This is a genomic window from Rhodococcus (subgen. Prescottella) equi (genome assembly GCF_003013675.1).
Taxonomy (GTDB): Bacteria; Actinomycetota; Actinomycetes; order Mycobacteriales; family Mycobacteriaceae; genus Prescottella; species Prescottella equi.
The window spans coordinates 4,509,092-4,524,397 of sequence record NZ_CP027793.1 but is presented as its reverse complement, the minus strand read 5'-3'; the positions used below and the strand labels follow the sequence as shown (position 1 = coordinate 4,524,397).

Here is a 15,306-nt window from a genome sequence, read left to right as displayed (position 1 = left end):
CAGATCAAGGTGCAGGCGGCGGGTGAGGAAACTGCGGGTCACGGGCAGCAGTCTAGGCATAGACAGACCTGTCTGTCTACTCGTGCACGGTGGCGCGACCGGGGTCGCTACGCTGTCCTGGTGTCTCCATCCCTGCAACTGCGGAAACCGACCCCGACGGACGTGGCGTCGCCTGCCGAGCGACTGCTCGCGGCCGCGACGGAACTGTTCGCAGCCAACGGGATCCGCGCGGTCGGGATCGATCGCATCCTTGCCGAGTCGGGGGTGGCGAAGGCCAGCCTGTATTCCTCGTACGGGTCCAAGGACGGCCTCGTGCACGCCTATCTCGAGGCACTCGACCTCCGGGACCGCACCCGCTGGGAGGGGGCGGTCGCCGACGTCGCCGCGCCGCTGGATCGGGTTCTCGCCTTCTTCGACCTGGCTGCCGCATCCGCGCCGGTGCGCAACTTCCGCGGATGCCAGTACCTCAACGCGGCAACCGAGTTCCCGGGCGACGAGGTCCCGATGCTCGCGCCGGTGCAGGCGCACCGGGAGTGGGTGCTCGCGCGGATCGTCGAGAACCTCGCGGAGGCTGCCGTCCCGGATGCGGAGGCGGTCGCGGCTCGGGTCCAGCTGATCTACGACGGCGCGCTCGCCGGCTCCAAGTTCACGCATTCGGAGGAACCGATCCACCTCGGTCGACGGATGGCCGAGGAACTGTTGCGGCCTACCCGGAACTGACTGCGCGGAACCGCGGTACAGACCCGGTGTCGTGCCGTATCTTTGCCATGCCGCTCGGCGCCCAGGTCGTCGACCCGCGGCGGGGTGCGGTCACCTATTGACGGCACCCACCCGAGGGGCGATATGCGTTCGAGGCTCATGCGTTCCGCTGTTGTTGTGTCCGCCACGATCGTGGCGGCAGCGTTGTCGGCCACCGCAGGTGCACAGGCCGCACCCGATTCGGCTCACCCGTCGTCGGCCGCTCTGCCGAACGATCTCGTCGTGGCACTGCAACGCGACCTGAACATGACGCCGCAGGAGTACCTCGACCGCGCTGCCGCTGCGCAACGGGTCGCCGCGTACGCGAGCGAGCAGCGCCGATCGGATTCGGGTGGGGTCGGTGGCGCATGGCTCGCGCAGGACGGGACGCCGACCGTCGCGGTCACCACGCAGGCGGCGGCCAACCGAGTTGCCGCCGCCGGCTATCGGGCCCAGATGGTTCCGCTCTCGACCAGCGGCCTGGAGTCGGCGCCGACGGTGCCGAACCGGCGGTCCACGCCGCCGCCGAGCTTCCACGTCGCGACCGGCACGACCCCGTCCACGATGGGCGGCGACTCCTACATCACCGCCGCAGCGCCCATCGCGTCGGCGTCGTCGTACCTCGTGTGTTCGTTCGGGTTCGCAGCGGCCGACTCGGCGGGCAATCCCTTGGCGCTCAGTGCCGGTCACTGCGACCCGAACCGGCCCGCGACCGGCACGTCGAATGCGGCGGGAGTGTACGAGCCGAAGATCGGAGACTTGCGAAACAGCAGATTAGTGGGCAGTTTCGCGGAGTCGGGCATCGGAGACGAGGGCGGGAACCTGGACTACTCCGTGATCGGACTGGCCGCCGACGTCGTCCCGGCGACCGGTCTCGGACAGCCGACGGTCCGCGGCGAGAACGGCAGCACGCTCACCATCACGGGGACCGCGGTTCCGGTGGCGGGGGCCCCGGTGTGCAAGTCGGGTCAGACGTCCGGATACACGTGCGGGACGATCGATTTCGCCGACTACAGCACCCTTCTCGGCGGAGACGATGGCGAGAGCTGGAACGTGCGTGGGTTCTCGACCACCGCGTGCACCCTCGGTGGCGACAGCGGCGGCGCGATCGTCACCGGCACGCTCGCGCTCGGCATCACCAGTGGATCGAGCGTCGCGCAGTACAGGGACTGTGCCACCGCGATAGCCGAGAATCCCGAGGGCGTCATGAGTCTCGGCATCCCGATTCAGGCGGTCCTCGCGAGGGTGAATCAGTCGTCGAACGGCTGTGTCACGCTCCGCACCGCCGCCAATACCGCAGGCCTCGCGAACTGCGGTGTCGAAAGCGGCTCCGGCTCATTGTCGTTCGGTAGCTGAGACACAGCCGACATCTGCTGGTCGGTGTTCGACTGCTGAGGGCAGCGCGACGCCCGCAGCCGGACGCGCATGGGGGGCGCTCACCACCCCTCGGGGGGCTATCCGCAGGTAGGGGGCCCGACGGACGCTGGATGCCGGAACTCGACGACATGTCGAGAGAGGCTCCTCGACCGAAAGGACCCGCCCTCATGCCACGCATTCTTGGTACCTCCGTCCCCACCGTCGTCGCCGACCTGCACGAGCACGGACCTCCGACCGCCGCCGAACCCGTCGGGACGACGACACGTCACCACTGGACCTTCGCCCGGATCGGGTTGTACCTGCTGCTCGCGTCGCTGCCGCTGCTCGCGATCTCCGCGCAGGTGTTCGGCGTCGTGTCCATGAACGCCACGGGTGCGCTGGTGATCATTCCGCTCGCGGCCGTCCTCGTCGTAGCGTGCGTCATCGCACCGCACCCGATCGACCGCATCGTCGGGTACGGACTGGGTTGGGGAATGTTCGCGTGCCTGGTGTACGACGTCTTCCGGCTCGACACCGTGTACCTGCTCGGTCTGTGGGACGACTTCATCCCGAAGATGGGCACCTGGCTCCACTCGGGCACGGACACGCAGACGGGCGCGATCGTCGGCTACCTGTGGCGCTACTTCGGCGACGGCGGCGGCATCGGCATCGCCTTCTTCCTCATCGCCCTCGCGCTCGGACTGCAGCACCGGTCCCGCCGCACCGTCCTGTCCGCGTTCGTCACCGGTGCGGTCTTCCCGGTCTGGGCCGGGCTCATCGGAACGGTCGCCCTGTCGCCGAGCGGGGAACACGACATGTTCCCCCTCACGACGAGGACGGTCACGCTGTCGCTGATCGGGCACCTGATCTTCGGGCTGGTGCTGGGGCTCGGCTTCCTGCGGGCGCGGTCCACCCTCGGTCGGCATTGGCCGTGGCCGCCGCTGCTGGCGGGGCGGTCGGCCGGCACCGACGGATCGGATCGGTAGTTCCGAGAGCGGGAGGGGCAGAGCATGTGTGCTCTGCCCCTCCCGTCGCGGTGCGACCGATCGTCGGTGCCTGTCAGGGAACGACGACGTCCGTCGAGACCGGGATACTCGGATGGTCGGTCCGCATGGTGAGGCGCACCCGGCCCGGACCGGTGTCCACGTGAACGAACGCCGGGCTGGTGCTGTTGTTGCTCGCCGGTACGTACCGACTCACCGTGCCCGAGCGGCCGGTGTCGAAGTTCTGCCAGTCGACGATCGCAGTCACGTCGCAGGCGAGAGTGGTCGACGCCCACTCGCCCAGCGGCGAGAAGCCCTGCGCGATGCGGAGTTCGACGGAGTGCACGGCACCCGGCGCGGAGGAGTACTCCCACAACGGGCCGTCGAACGCATTGCCCGAGGCGGTCAGCATGCCGGCGCACAATCCGTCGCCGAGGGTCCAGACCGGGGCCATCCCGACGTCGGTCATCGCGCACGTCCGTGGTCCCACATTCGACCATCCGAGCATGCACGGATCGGCGGCACTGGCCACGCCCGGCGCCGCGACGAACATTGCAGCGCCGAGGGTCCCGGCGGCTGCGGCTGAAACGAGTCGATGTGAAGTTTTCATGCCCGGAACATCGCGCCGTGTGCCGTTTTCATTACCCCGAGCGCAGATTCGTCGTACCGGGGTCCGAACGACAGTCGCGGGCCGCAGGCATCCGCCTGCGCGTCCGACCCCGGACACCCGCTCGGTAGGCTCTCGCCAGCGGGTGCTCTGCCCGGTTCCGCTTTTGTCTGGAGGTAGCGCAGTGAGTGCGTGGTCCGACCCGAACGCGTTCCCCCCGTACGCCGTTCTACCCGATCTCCCGCTCGACGAGGACGAGCGCACCGATCTCTGCCGGGACATCTGGAGCCTGTTAATCACCGGGCGTGGCGATGTCGACGACTTCATCGAATTCCACGGCGACGACTACGAACTCACCGAGGAGCAGCTCGAGTCGGCGTTCGAGGCGCTGCGTACGGCTCGCTTGCGTCAGCAGGCGGAGATCGGAACCCGCACGTCGCGCACGGCCGCCGCTTTCGAGGAGCTCAACGCCAACGGTGTGGTGGCACGCGCCGACTTCACCTGCTGCGGGACTTGTGCGTCCGGTGAGATCTGGGACGAGCGCGACGACACCCGTCACTGGGCGGGGTACGTGTACTTCCACCAGCAGGACACCGCCCGCCTGGTGGAGGACGGCTGCACCCACATCGGTTACGGCGCGTTTCCGCCCGAGACCTTCGACCAGGGCGCCTACGACGCGCTCAGCGAGAAGGCGAAGGAAGCCCTCTACTCGGCCGATGTGACGCGCCTACTCGACGACGCCGTCTTCCCTGTGCTGTGTCGCCACGGCATCGAGCCACAGTGGAACCGGGACCTGGGTACGCGGGTTTTGCTGAAGTACGCCGACTGGTACGCCCCCATCGAGGAATAGCGGCCCCGTCCCCGCCGCCACTTTCAATTCTCTGCCGGCGGACGTTGCTGCGAGCGAATAGAACAAAACGCCCTGACCGCGTGATCGGCGGGACAGGGCGCTCGGTGTGGAGCCGATGACGGGAATCGAACCCGCGTATTCAGCTTGGGAAGCTGATGTTCTACCATTGAACTACATCGGCGAGCAGGGCTTTTGCCGAGATCTGGCGATTCGGACCCTGCAAGCGGCAACTGTAGCAGAACCTCACACGGGCGTGTTCGCCCCTTCGGTGCCTTGCTGGTTGTGAGTCGGAAGGCGAGGTCCGCGCCGATCACTCTCATCGCCCCGGTAGCCTCGTGCTGTGCTGCTCTCTGATCGTGACATCCGCGCCGAGGTTTCATCCGGACGACTCGGGATCGACCCGTTCGTTTCCGAGATGGTGCAGCCCTCGAGCGTGGACGTACGGCTCGACAGCCTGTTCCGCGTCTTCGACAACACGAAGTACACCCACATCGACCCGGCGCTGCAGCAGGACGAACTGACGTCACTCGTCGAGCCGGCCGCGGGGGAGCCCTTCGTGCTTCACCCCGGCGAGTTCGTTCTCGGTTCGACGCTCGAGGTGTGCACGCTTCCCGACGACCTGGCCGGTCGCCTCGAAGGCAAGTCGAGCCTCGGCAGGTTGGGCCTGCTCACCCATTCCACTGCCGGTTTCATCGATCCTGGCTTCAGCGGGCACATCACACTCGAACTGTCCAACGTCGCCAACCTGCCCATCACGTTGTGGCCCGGGATGAAGATCGGTCAGCTCTGTCTGCTGCGGCTCACCAGCGCCGCCGAGAATCCCTACGGCAGTTCGGCTGTTGGATCCAAGTATCAGGGGCAGCGCGGCCCGACGCCGTCGCGCGCATACCTGAACTTCCCCACGCATCCCGGTCGACGCGCCAACTGAGCGGGTCGGTGAGCATTCGCGGGCGAGCCCCGTTGTCATAGTTTAAGTTTCAGGTATCGGCCGCTGCGGTCGATCCGCGGGTTCGGTGACCGGTCGGTCAACCAAGTCCGCTCTTGTGTTTTCCGTCACATTGACAGGTGTCCAGAAGTGGTCTCCGCCTGCGGAGATTCTGGAACTCTGTGCATCGATTCAGACGGCTGCGGGCCTAGTCGAAGGTCCCGTCAGGTGTGCGCTCGGCGGTTCCGGTAGTGCGTTCTCGGTGGTGGGCGACGGTGGATCAGGCACCGAGTGCGGATGGTCGCCGCAGGTCGGTCTGGTTACTCAGTAGTAGTACTGCCGTACCTGTTTTCTTAAAAGGTCAGCCTCCCCGTTATTTTCGGGCGGGACCTAGTGCTCTTTCCGAGGGTCATTGTGGACGTTTGTCCAATCCGCGTCGTCGTCGAACCGGACGAACGCCCAACTTCCGGACCAGGCTCGTTCGACTTTTGGCGGGCACCAGGGCGTGTTAGAACGTTTGCGTACAGCGGACGGTGCAAAGCGATCTCGCACCTGATGCGCATCTGTTCCGGGGATGAATTCACTGCCTTCCCAGCCTCGCTCGGAGTCTGGTGGTGGAGGCATCCACCGGTGTCGTCGCCTTCGGGCGCCGGGCCGGGGGGACCGGAACGGATGAGTCGGGTTGGCGGTTCGACTTCGGTTGGACGCGGGCCCGAGTTCGACAACGTATCGACCCGTCGGGGGTCATTTCGTGTGAATGGTCGATGGAGGTGAAGGCGTGACGGCTTCGCGTTACCTGGAAACAGGTGCCGGGCTGGAAGCGGGGGACGAGTCGTCCTCTCAGCTTCGCTTGGTGGATGAAGTTTCTCCCCAACATAATTCGCGGAGCAAGTGGGAGCACTGCTACGTCAGTCGTCTGCGGATCATCGATGCGGTGGTCGTCGCGGGTGCGGTCGCCGCCGCTCAGGTCGTGCGCTTCGGGACCGAGGCGCAGTCGGTCGCGACGAACACCATCTCGGGTTTCAGCTACACCATGATGTCCGTCGCGCTGGCGGGGCTGTGGATCGCGATGCTGGTCATCCACCGCACTCGGTCGACCCGAGTCATCGGTGCCGGCGCCGAGGAATACCGGCGGATCGGTGTTGCCACCTTCCAACTGTTCGGCCTCATCGCGATGATCAGCCTGCTGTTCCGTATCGACATCGCGCGTGGTTACCTGGCGATCGCTTTCCCGGTCGGATTGGTCGGCCTCATGCTTGGCCGGTGGTCCATGCGCAAGGTCGTCACCCACAAGCGACGCCAGGGCGACTGCCACACATCGGTGCTCGTCGTAGGTAACCGCGAGTCGGTGCTGACGATGACACGCAACTTCGAGCGTGACTCGGCTTCCGGGTACCGCGTCGTCGGAGTCTGTGTGCCGGGTTACGGACACCGCGAGGAAGAGCACGTTGTCGTCGACGGCCGCGCGATCCCGGTGCTCGGCAACGAGTACTCCGTGGTGGACGCGCTGCGTTCGTGTGGCGCCGACACCGTCGTGGTGACTGCCACCGAGCAGTTGGGGCACGACGGAATCCGTGGCCTCGTATGGGATCTGGAACCGCTCAATGTCGATCTCGTCGTCGCACCCGGTGTCGTCGATGTCGCCGGCCCGCGCCTCGTGATGCGCCCCGTTGCCGGATTCCCGCTGATCCACGTCGAGAAGCCGCGTTACCACGGCGCGAAGCGCTTCGGTAAGACCGCCTTCGACATGTGCTTCGCCCTCGCGGCTCTGATCGCGCTCTCTCCGGTGATGCTGATCGCCGCGATCGCGGTCAAGACCACGAGCAAGGGCCCGGTCCTCTACAAGTCCGAGCGAATGGGAATCAACGGCCGACCGTTCCCGATGCTGAAGTTCCGCACCATGGTCGACGGCGCCGACAAGCAGGTTTCGGCTCTGCTCGGCCAGAACGAAGGCGCGGGGGTCCTGTTCAAGATGAAGGACGACCCTCGGATCACCCCCGTCGGAAAGTTCTTGCGCAAGTACAGCCTCGACGAGCTTCCCCAGTTCGTGAACGTCCTGCGGCGTGAGATGAGTGTCGTCGGCCCCCGTCCTCCGTTGCGACGCGAGGTCGAAGCCTACGACGGCACCGTCCGTCGGCGGATGCTCGTCAAGCCCGGCCTAACCGGACTGTGGCAGGTCAGCGGCCGCAGCGATCTGTCTTGGGATGAGACCGTGCGACTCGACCTTTCGTACGTCGAGAACTGGTCGATGATGCAGGACGTCCTGATCGTCGGCAAGACGGTCCGGGCAGTCACGGCGGGCAGCGGAGCGTACTAGTGACATCGCACGCCGCATTGGAGTCGGCGCCGGCGGTCGAAGCCGGCCACACCCTCCAGGTCTTCTTCGACACTCGCGAGAGGCACTGGAACCAGAACCCGTACATCAGCATTCTTGCCGGATCCTTCGCACCCCAGGCTAAGGTCCACGGGTTCTCTTGGCGCAAAGCTATTCTCCGTCGCTATGATGTCGTTCACTTCCATTGGCCTGAGTACCTGCTGGTGCACGACTCGCGTCTGCGTCGCTGGGCGGCGAGTGCGCTCTTCGTGCTGATGCTCGGCCGGATCCGTCTGAACCGTTCGATCGTCATCCAGACAATGCACGACCGGAAGCCGTTTGTACCGGTATCGCGTGTCCATGCACGGCTTCTCTCGATGCTCCAACGACGGACGGTCGGTAGGATCTGGTTGAATGAGGTCTCACTCGCTGAGCGTTCGGGTGCTGCCGGAGGCGAGAAGTACTGCGACACTGTGATCCTGCACGGCGACTACGACCCGTGGATTCGGGGGCTCCAATCCGCCGGCTCGGTGTCGAGTGAGCCCGCGAGCGAACCCTCCGGTCATGTTCGGCTGATGTGTTTCGGAATCATGCGTCCTTACAAGAATTTCGAACAAGCCGCCGAAGCTGTCGGCAGGTACGCGCAAGAGGAAGATGTGAGCCTGTACATTGCAGGGTCTGCGCCCGAGGAGGAGTACCTGTCGCTGCTCCAGGAGGTCGCGTCGAGGTACGGGGACTCGGTGACGCTGGATGCACGCAGGCTCGACGATTCCGAGCTGATATCGGCTATCACGCGGGCGACGGCCGTTCTCGTTCCGTATCGAGACCTCTACAACTCCGGAGTCGTGTTCCTCAGCCTCTCTCTGGGGCGTCCGGTGATCCTTCGACGAAATTCGATCACTGAGCAGTTGCAGGCCGAGTACGGGCCGCGATGGGTCGCGCTTTACGACGGTGATCTCAGCACGAAGGCGCTGGCGGCAGCAGTCGGGGCCGTGCGAGACAGCAGAGGTGCTGCTCCGAAGTCCGAAGTCCGCGACGCCGCCTACGTCGCTCAGCGCCACCTCGACTTCTATCGACAGTTGTCCCTGGTCGGTGAGTAGAAGCTCGGTGAGATTCCCGAAGGTCGTGGCTTGATGAGATCCCTTTCCGGTGCTGCCGCCAACGGCGCCATGGTGAGTCTGTTGGGGCAGTGGGCCAAGTTCGTTGTGCAGTTCGGCTCGCTTGCCGTGCTGGCACGAATTCTCGGTCCGAGCGATTTTGGCATGATCGCGATGGTGATGGCCATCGCTGGCTTCGCGACCCTGATCAGTGACTTCGGCTTCTCCATGGCCGCTCTGCAGAAGACCGATGTTACGGAACAACAGAAGTCGAATATCTTCTGGACCAACACGTGTCTCGGGGCCGGCGCTGCGTTGCTCGTCTATCTTCTGAGTGAGCCGATCGCCGGACTCTACGGCGACAGCTCGGTCGCCGCGGTGACCAAGGTCGCGTCGATCGTCTTTCTGCTCCAGGGTGTGTACGCACAGTTCCGGGCCGAGTGCGCGGCACAGTTCCGATACAGCACGGTCGCCGCCGCAGAAGTCACCGGACAGGTTCTCGGTGCCGGCCTCGCGGTTGTGCTCGCGTTGCGTGGATCCGGGTACTGGGCATTGGTCTGGCAGCAGCTGGCGGCAGCCGCAATCACCCTCGTGATCGTCGTGGTTTTCGTCAGATGGGCGCCGATGATGCCGCGCCGGAACTGCGGTATGCGGGGTTTGCTCGGTTTCGGTGTCAAGGCGGGCTCCGTTCAGGTCCTGAACTACGTCAGCGCCAATGTAGATTCGGTCCTACTGGGCAGGTACTGGGGTGCGGGTGTGGTCGGCACCTACAACCAGGCATATCAGGTCTTCAAACTTCCGCTCCAGCAACTCGCGTCGCCCATGACGATGGTCGCGGTACCCGTGCTGTCGCGAATCTCGCACGACGGTGAGACCTACGACAGGTATATACAACGTGCGCAATTGGTGCTCACCTATGTGCTGGGTGGCGCCTTCGCGGTAGCCGCTGCCTTCTCGATTCCGGGATTCGCGATTCTTCTCGGAAGTGCATGGCCTGGAGTGGCAGACATCTTCGTCATTCTCGCGGTCGGAGGATTGTTCCAGGCTCTCGGATACGTCTACTACTGGATCTTCCTATCCAGGGACATGACTGGAATCCAGTTGAAGTTCGCATTGATCAGTAGGTCCGCGATGGTCGTCTTCATGGGTGTTGGGTTGCATTGGGGAGCTGCAGGTGTCGCGGCAGGATCGTCTCTGGGACTCGTGCTGAACTGGATCCTTCTCACCCGGTTCGCGATTCCTCGGACGCGGGTAGATCTTTCAGGCCTCCTGCGGTGTTCGGCGCGCCCGGCTGCGTTGTGGTTAACCGTGTTCGCAGTTGTGTACTCGGTATCGCGAGCGACGGATGGAGTGCTGTCGCCTCTCGCCCAGATTCTCGTCATGGTGCCGACGCTGTTTGCGGTGCTGGGTGTTATCGCCGTGCTCTTCTCGAATGTTCGAGGCGATGCCCGGACCATCGCTGACACCGTACGGAGAGCTGTACGCAGATCGGAGAACGTTGCTGCATGAGGCATTCAGGGATAGAAATCGTTCACTGGAACCCGCGGCGACCTCTGTTTCGCGGTCGCATTCGGGTCGGCCGTCGCGTATCGAACTTCGGCGATCTGATCGGACCTCTTTTGGTGGAGCGACTTACGGCCGATTGCCGGCCGATGCGGCCCGCGCCGGGTCGGGCACGGCTCCTGACGGTCGGGTCGATCATTCACTTCGCTCGGTCTGGAGACACAGTCTGGGGAAGTGGGGTGAACGGTGTCATCGGGGAGGACGAGTACCGGTTCGACGACCTGGACGTGCGATCGGTGCGCGGTCCCCTGACCCGCCAGTTCCTTCTCGACCGCGGGATCGACGCGCCCGCGATCTACGGGGACCCGGCTCTTCTTATGCCCGGCCTCTATCCCGGCCTGGTGGCCATCGCTGATGACAAACGACGGGACTACGTGGTCGTACCGAATCTAAATGACTACGAAAGTCATTTGTCCCAGGATCCGGCCAACGTGCTGGATCCATGCTCGGGGCTGGACCACTGCCTCGCCACGATTGCGTCGAGCAAGTACGTGGTGGGTTCGTCGCTGCACGCAATCATCATCGCAGAGTCCTTGGGCATTCCTGCGCGGCTCGTGGGTTCGGCGATCGAGAGTCCGTTCAAGTACGAGGACTACTACCGGGGGACGGGTCGTGAACCGATTCCCGCCGCAGAGTCCATTGCGGAGGCCGTGGCCGATCGACCGGAGAGACCACGACTGGAATGCGACATCGATGCAATCCGCGATGCCTTCCCGGTCGACCTGTGGATCTGATATCGGCGGTGGCGCGTACGAGCGAAGGGCCGGGGAGTCGGCCATCGGAAGCCAGGAGGGCAGCATGACCGAGGAACTCGACCGGACTATGGGCATTGAGTTGCGCTTGACCGCAGTGACAGTCGATGCGTTGACCGCATCCGACGTCGTCGAACTGCTTAATCGCGAGATCTCGACCGGGCGGGTGTTCGTGATGGCGAATCACAACCTGCACAGCTTGTATCTGGCACAGACCGATGACGAGTTCCGGCGCTTCTACGACGGCGTGGATACGACCTTGATCGATGGATTCCCTGTGCTCGTCATGGCCCGCCGAGAGCTCAGACGTTCGGGCATCATGCTAGAGCTGGATGGGAAATATCGAGTGGGCTCTGTCGACTGGATCGGGCGTTTGTCCGAGGTATCAGGGCTGAACCGGATCGCCGTTGTGGGTGCGAGTGAGGTCTCCAACCGTGGGGCGTGCGCTGCTCTGGTTGCGAAGGTGCCAGGTGCCGAGACTCTTTCGCTTCCGGGCGCCGGTTGGACTGAGGTCCGAGCTCGCGAGGTGGTCAAGGAGCTGCAGGCGTTCCGACCTGACCTGGTGATTGTCGGACTGGGGATGCCCCTGCAGGAGCACTTCCTCAGCGTGAACAGGGAGGCATTACCGCCTGCGGTCTACGCGACGGTCGGCGGCGCAATTGATCAGATCTCGGGTGTGCAGCCGATGGCGCCGCGCTGGATCGGCAGGTTTGGCGTGGAGTGGCTGTGGCGCCTGGTCCGCCAGCCTCGTCGGCTGGCTCATCGGTACCTCGTGGAGCCGATCAAGCTTGCTGCGGTGCTCGTCAGGAAGCGACAGCCTTTGGAGGCACGAGATGTCTGATCATTATGAAGCTTCAGCGCGCGTCTCGGTGGTCATCCCCACGATCGGGCGTGACCATCTGCGTCGTGCAGTGGAGTCCGCCGCTGTTCAGGACGTCGAAACCGAGATCCTCGTCGTGCTGGATCGACCCGCGAAGGCTGCCGCTGTCCGCTTGCTGCTCGACGGCCTCGACTATCGGCTCGTCCAGACGTCAGGATCCAGGGGCGCCTCGGCTGCGCGCAATATCGGATTGTCGGAGGCTTCCGGCACGCACGTTGCCTACCTGGACGACGACGATTGGTGGGAGCGCGGCAAGCTTCGGTCCCAACTTGACGCTGTCGGGGGGGCTGCAACGGACGGACACGTATGTGTCACCGCGAGCCGCTTTCATCGCGAGGACGGTAGCGTCATCGTAGTGCCCGGGCGCCCCTACGAGCAGGGGGCGAACATCGCGGATTACGTTGTCACACGGGATGAGATCCGCTTTGGCCGGGGATTCATGCAGACGAGCTCGGTGCTCGGGACCCGGGCACTCATGTCGAGGTTTCGCTGGGACGAATCACTGAATCGTCACGAGGATTGGGATCTGATGATCCGAATTCTCGACGAGCCTGGGGTGACGTTCCACATGGTGACCGAGCCGCTCGTGCATGTGGTCCAGGGCAGCACGGGATCGCTCTCGAAGGAACCCGACTGGCAGAACAGTCTTGCATGGTTCGATCGACACCGGGGCCGGATGGGGACGAGGGCACGAGGCGACTTCCTTTCGGTACAGGTCCTAAGGTCGGCGCTTGCCGCGCGGAGTCGTGAGGGCTCGACGCGAGCAGTGAGGGAGTTGGTGCGAACTCGCCCGCACGCGGCTGCTGTCGTCGTCGGCCTCTTCGGATTGATCGGCCGGTGACCGGGATGGTGACCGCACCGGTTCGTGTCGACCCGATGGTCACACTTACGGGTCTGGCTGTCGGAGCTTCGGCCGCGTCCGTAGGAGTCGTCTCGGTGTCGATCGGTCCACTGCAGGTCTATCAAGTGCTTGCCGTGGCGGGCCTCGCCTGTGCTCTCGTCGCAAAGGGCTATTCCCGCGCATCGGCGACGAAGTTGATTCCGCTCGACGTGGCCTTGGTCATGTTCGCGGTCGTTCGTTTGCTCGTCGAGGTCTACAACGCTGAGTCCCTACGGCATCCGGCGTCCATCGTTGCCGCGATCCAGCCAATGTTCTTCTTCGCGGCGTACATGGCCGGACGACTGTGTGTAACTGACATCGCTACTCTGCGGGTGTTTCTGCGGGGCATTATCCTTGTGTCCATTCCAGTCACGGCGCTGGCGGTAGCACAGGTTGCTGGCGTGCCATCGACAACGTCGATGTTGATTCGCCTGACGCAGAGCAAGTCCGTGCAGGACCGTTTGGATCGCGGCGACCTCGTCCGCGCCACCAGCACCATCGGCCACTGGACCGGACTGGGCGTCTATCTGTGCGCCATCCTCGCAGCGACGATGTGCCTCATGATTCTCGACCGACAAGAGCAACGTCGCTCTCGGGGCTTGCTCGCGGTCGCGATCTTCACCGCAGTCGGACTGGTGACCACGCTGACGTTCTCTGTGATCATTTGTGGCGTAGCGATTCTGGCATTCTCCGCGCGAGCTGCTGGAGTGCGGGCCAAGCTGATCGGCGGCTGCATCGTCGGCGGTGCTGCGGGCTGGGCCGTCCTGTCACAACTCGTTTCGACGCGCCTGCGCCAGCAGTACGGGGGTACCTCGCGATCGCTGTCAGGGTCATCGGGACTCATACCTGAAACCATGATGTACCGCTTCCAGATCTGGTGGAATGAGACGCTTCCCGCCATCGCCGAGCGTCCAGTGACTGGTTGGGGGCGTGCTGTATATCAGAACGGGGGGCAGTGGCCAGTGATCCCTGAGACAATACGCTGGCCCTACGCCGAATCCCAGTGGCTCAACTTGATGATGACCGGAGGCCTGCTGGAATTCCTTGTCCTGGGCGCAGTTGTGATGTTCACCTACACCGCGCTGTCCAGGGGCAAGTTTGCGTGGACGCTTCCTGCCAGGGTATTGCTCGTGGTGGCCACGATCGTGAGTTTCACCGTGCCCTTGTTCACCAATGCCGGCCTTCCGATTCCCTTGTGGGCGATCTGCGGTGGCCTGGCTTCCCTCGTGATCGTCGTGAACGCAGGGACCGGTCGCCCGAGCGACCGGCGGTCAGGTCTTGACAGTCGACTGGAACAACCTGTGGGGGTCGGGCGATGACGACCACGATCAACCCAGAGGTGCGCAGGCGCGATCTGTCGGTCGATTCGCTTCGCGGACTCGCCGTAATCCTCATGGTTGCAGGGCATGTCATCGGTTCAGCCGGGTCGCGTGGGATGCAGGTGCCCGACGACTCGATCTGGCGGTATGTCTACCTCGGACTCGAGGACATCAGGATGCCCTTGTTCACGGTGCTGTCGGGGTACGTGTACGGGCTGAGGCCGGTGCGCTACCGCCCCGACTTCGGTAGGCTCGTCCGCGGGAAGATTCGAAGGTTGCTTGTGCCGATGGTCACCGTCGGTCTCCTCCTCTTCGGGATGCAGCTGGTCACTCCGGGTACCAACAGCAAGCCCGAAATCACCGGAGTGTGGAAGATATTCGCCTTCGGATTCGAGCACTTGTGGTTCCTGCAGTCGATCTTCGTGATCTTCCTGGTCGTCGGTGCGTGCGATGTGTTCGGTCTCCTCCGCACTTCGCGCGGTATGTCGATCGCTCTAGCGATCAGCGGAGCCGGATTCATTCTCGTGCGACTGCCTTCGGACTGGGATCTTTTCAGTATTAACGGAGTACTGCGTCTCCTGCCCTTCTTCCTACTGGGATACGCGCTACGCAAGTTCCCGGACAGGACCGGGTCGCGACCATTGATCTATGCCATCGTGGCAGTCTTCCTGGTGGCCTACGGGGTCAGGGTGCTGACCTTCACGGCCACCTGGCCCGCAACGGGTGTCCCGCTGCGGGCCGTTAGCTTCATAGTTGGTCTCTGTGGTGTTCTGCTGCTGTACTTCTCGCGGAACTACATCAGCAGCCGGTGGTTGGCGTGGATAGGCGCCTACTCCTTCGGTATCTATCTCCTGCACGTCTTCGGCGCGGCTGCCACCCGGATCTTGCTGGACAAGGTCGGAGTCGGGATCGACGTCGTCGTATTCGTCACGTGTCTGGCCGTCGGCGTCCTTGCACCCATCGCCGTGTATCGCGTGTTCGGGCGGTTTGCGGTCGTGAGGCAGGCCATCTTCGGCGAGAAGTGATCCAGCTTGGTGTGGCG

The 15,306-nt window shown here is 64.1% G+C and carries 14 protein-coding genes and 1 tRNA gene; 13 read left to right on the top strand and 2 right to left on the bottom strand.

Translation table 11 applies throughout. From position 1 onward, the window contains the following. The first annotated feature begins 120 nt into the window (after window positions 1–120). The 3 genes from C7H75_RS21055 (at window position 121) to C7H75_RS21045 (ending at window position 3,080) form a co-directional block, all read left to right on the top strand. Window positions 121–720: a TetR/AcrR family transcriptional regulator gene (locus tag C7H75_RS21055; protein ID WP_226347513.1), complete on the top strand. Its 600-nt coding sequence runs from the start codon at window positions 121–123 to the stop codon at window positions 718–720. Window positions 721–876: 156 nt separating this feature from the next. Further along, complete coding sequence (locus C7H75_RS21050; protein ID WP_233281806.1) at window positions 877–2,094, top strand: S1 family peptidase; 1,218 nt, start codon at window positions 877–879, stop codon at window positions 2,092–2,094. A 188-nt stretch (window positions 2,095–2,282) separates the two neighbouring features. Continuing rightward, entirely contained in the window at window positions 2,283–3,080 is a 798-nt protein-coding gene (locus tag C7H75_RS21045) for a hypothetical protein (RefSeq protein WP_106851781.1), read from the top strand. A 73-nt stretch (window positions 3,081–3,153) separates the two neighbouring features. Here the strand turns inward: C7H75_RS21045 and C7H75_RS21040 are convergent, their stop codons facing one another. Further along, complete coding sequence (locus C7H75_RS21040) at window positions 3,154–3,546, bottom strand: hypothetical protein (protein ID WP_069855646.1); 393 nt, start codon at window positions 3,544–3,546, stop codon at window positions 3,154–3,156. A 322-nt stretch (window positions 3,547–3,868) separates the two neighbouring features. Between C7H75_RS21040 and C7H75_RS21035 the strand changes: the two genes are divergently transcribed. After that, on the top strand, window positions 3,869–4,534 hold the full coding sequence (locus tag C7H75_RS21035; RefSeq protein WP_233281805.1) for a DUF6891 domain-containing protein: 666 nt from the start codon (window positions 3,869–3,871) through the stop codon (window positions 4,532–4,534). 107 nt (window positions 4,535–4,641) lie between these two features. Here the strand turns inward: C7H75_RS21035 and C7H75_RS21030 are convergent. Then, window positions 4,642–4,715 (bottom strand) — tRNA-Gly (locus C7H75_RS21030). 159 nt (window positions 4,716–4,874) lie between these two features. Here C7H75_RS21030 and dcd point away from each other — a divergent pair. From dcd to C7H75_RS20985, 9 genes are all read left to right on the top strand, one after another. After that, window positions 4,875–5,462 carry a dCTP deaminase gene (dcd, locus tag C7H75_RS21025; RefSeq protein WP_022597930.1) on the top strand — a complete coding sequence of 196 codons (588 nt, stop codon included), beginning with the start codon at window positions 4,875–4,877 and terminating at the stop codon, window positions 5,460–5,462. Between the two features lie 754 nt (window positions 5,463–6,216). After that, window positions 6,217–7,776 carry a sugar transferase gene (locus C7H75_RS21020; RefSeq protein WP_080668434.1) on the top strand — a complete coding sequence of 520 codons (1,560 nt, stop codon included), beginning with the start codon at window positions 6,217–6,219 and terminating at the stop codon, window positions 7,774–7,776. Further along, window positions 7,776–8,873, top strand: coding sequence for a glycosyltransferase (locus tag C7H75_RS21015; RefSeq protein WP_064076556.1), 1,098 nt, complete (start codon window positions 7,776–7,778; stop codon window positions 8,871–8,873). Before C7H75_RS21020 ends, C7H75_RS21015 begins: the two co-directional genes overlap by 1 nt. Before the next feature lie 33 nt (window positions 8,874–8,906). Beyond that, on the top strand, window positions 8,907–10,379 hold the full coding sequence (locus C7H75_RS21010; RefSeq protein WP_081264996.1) for a lipopolysaccharide biosynthesis protein: 1,473 nt from the start codon (window positions 8,907–8,909) through the stop codon (window positions 10,377–10,379). Between the two features lie 233 nt (window positions 10,380–10,612). Further along, window positions 10,613–11,167: a polysaccharide pyruvyl transferase family protein gene (locus tag C7H75_RS21005; protein ID WP_157662907.1), complete on the top strand. Its 555-nt coding sequence runs from the start codon at window positions 10,613–10,615 to the stop codon at window positions 11,165–11,167. Window positions 11,168–11,231: 64 nt separating this feature from the next. Then, a complete protein-coding gene (locus C7H75_RS21000; RefSeq protein ID WP_159025990.1) occupies window positions 11,232–12,026 on the top strand; it encodes a WecB/TagA/CpsF family glycosyltransferase in 795 nt (264 codons plus the stop codon). Then, window positions 12,019–12,906 (top strand): glycosyltransferase family 2 protein, encoded by an 888-nt coding sequence (locus C7H75_RS20995; protein WP_081264993.1) that lies wholly within the window; start codon window positions 12,019–12,021, stop codon window positions 12,904–12,906. Before C7H75_RS21000 ends, C7H75_RS20995 begins: the two co-directional genes overlap by 8 nt. Window positions 12,907–13,001: 95 nt before the next feature. Next, window positions 13,002–14,264, top strand: coding sequence for an O-antigen ligase family protein (locus C7H75_RS20990; protein WP_157662905.1), 1,263 nt, complete (start codon window positions 13,002–13,004; stop codon window positions 14,262–14,264). Next, complete coding sequence (locus C7H75_RS20985) at window positions 14,261–15,289, top strand: acyltransferase family protein (protein WP_064076551.1); 1,029 nt, start codon at window positions 14,261–14,263, stop codon at window positions 15,287–15,289. The genes C7H75_RS20990 and C7H75_RS20985 overlap by 4 nt, the downstream gene beginning before the upstream one ends. The last annotated feature ends 17 nt before the right edge of the window (window positions 15,290–15,306 follow it).